Origin of the sequence: Lamprobacter modestohalophilus, from assembly GCF_016583905.1 — a bacterium.
Classification (GTDB): domain Bacteria; phylum Pseudomonadota; class Gammaproteobacteria; order Chromatiales; family Chromatiaceae; genus Lamprobacter; species Lamprobacter modestohalophilus.
In genome coordinates, this window is sequence record NZ_NRRY01000136.1 from 1 (window position 1) to 2,084 (window position 2,084).

Below are 2,084 nucleotides of genomic sequence, written 5' to 3' on the forward strand. Positions count from 1 at the left end.
GCGAGCTGATCGAGCGACTCAAGCAGGGCAAGGTCTACATCCCTGAACAGGCCCGCGCGGCACTCGATGGGTTTTTCAGTCCGACCAATCTGTCGGCCCTGCGCGAGCTGACCTTGCAGACGGTGGCCGAGCGCATCGACCGCGATGTGCGTGAGGTCATGCGCACGCAGGGGATCGCCGGACCCTGGCCGGTGCGCGCGCGCATCGTTGTTGCCGTCGATGGCGTCGGTAACGGTGACGAGCTAGTGCGTCTTGGCCGGCGTCTCGCCGAGCGGCGTCGGGCACCCTGGAGCGTCGTGTTCGTCGATCGCGGTGACATCGGCCCCGAACAGCAGGCCGGTGTCGAGCGCACCTTCGAGCTGGCCGCGCGTTTAGGCGGCGAACCCGTGACCCTGCGCGGCCACGATCCCGTGGAGGAGTTGATCGCCTTCGCGCGCGACCACAACGCCACCACGCTGGTGGTGGGGCGCAGTCGGCACCGACCCTGGGCGGGATGGTTTGGCTCGACCTTGAGTCAACGCCTGTTGCGTCAGGCCGAGGAGTTCGAGATAACCTTCGTCGCCTCACGTTCCGCCCGCGTGCGCCGTCGGCGGCGCTGGCTCCGGCGACTTGAGCCCGCGCGTGACTATGTCCTGTTACTGGCCGTGGTGGCAGCGGCGACCGGGATGGCCGCTGTCATCGAGCCGCTGGTTCCCTTGCCCAGCTTGTCGCTGGTCTTCCTGACCGCCGTGTTGCTGGTCGCGGTACGCACGGCCATGCGCCCGGCACTGATCACCGCAGTCCTGAGCGCTGCCGCTTACAACTTCTTCTTTACCGAGCCGCGTTACACCTTTGCCATGCATCACACGCATGAGCTGGTGACCGTCGGCTTTTTTCTGATCATGGGCTTGATCGGCGGCCAGTTGGCCGGTCGCCTGCGCCACCAGGTGCTCGCGCTGCGCGGCACCAATGAACAGACGCAACGGCTGCTGTCCTTGAGCCGCCGACTGGCGGCCGCGGTCGACCTCGCGACGGTCCATCGCGAGGCGACCCTGGCCATCGCCGAGCATCTGCACGTTCCGGTCGTGCTGCTCGCACCCAGTGATAGTGGTCAGTTGGCACAGGCGGCCTCCTCACAGGACGAGCTGGCGCTCAATGACAAGGCCTGGTCGGCGGCACAATGGGCATTCGATCATCGGCAACCGAGCGGCTTTCAAACCCAAACCCTCTCGGCGATCGATTGGCGCTTTCTGCCCCTGGCCATCGACCAGGACTGCTTCGGTGTGCTCGGTGTCCATCAACCAAGCCAGGGCTTCCAGAGTGAGCAACTCGCCGCCATCGATGCTCTCACCACGCAGGTGACCATGGCCATGGCGCGTACCCGCCTGGCCACCACCCTGGAGCAGGCCAAGGTCGCGGAAGAGACCGAGCGCTTGCGTTCGGCATTGTTGTCATCGGTGTCCCACGACTTGCGCACCCCGCTGGCGTCGATGATCGGCGCGGCCAGCAGCTTGCGTTCGTTGGACGAAGCGCTCTCCACCAAGGACAGACAAGAGCTGCTGGATTCTGTCATCAGTGAAGGCGAGCGGCTCAACCGCTACATCCAGAATCTGCTCGACATGACGCGGCTCGGACATGGCACACTGAAACTGGAGCGGGATTGGATCGGCATCGACGATATCCTCAACTCGGCGCTGCGCCGCACCCGCGAGCTGCTGAGCCCGTGTCGTCTGGTCAGGAACATCGAGCCGGGCCTGCCGCTGCTCTATGTGCATCCGGCATTGATCGAGCAGGCGCTGGTCAATGTCATCGAAAACGCGGCAAAATTCTCACCTGATGGCGGCGAAGTGCGGGTGGCGGCAACGCGGGAGGGCGCCGAGCTGCTGATCACCGTCGCGGATGAAGGACCGGGCATTCCGCCCGATCAACGCGAACAGGTATTCAATATGTTCTTCACCGGCGGCGAAGGCGATCGGGGCAAGCATGGCAGCGGACTGGGGCTGGCCATCTGCAGCGGCATGATCGGCGCCCATGGCGGGCGCATCGAGGCGCTTCCAGGACCGGGCGGTCGGGGCACCAGCATCGCCATCCATCTGCCGCTGATC

The 2,084-nt window shown here is 65.3% G+C and carries 1 protein-coding gene; it reads left to right on the forward strand.

Annotation, left to right across the window (positions count from 1 at the left end):
* Nucleotides 1-2,084, forward strand: a 2,084-nt coding sequence (locus CKO42_RS26325) for a DUF4118 domain-containing protein (RefSeq protein WP_200252375.1), incomplete at both ends; no start/stop codon positions are given.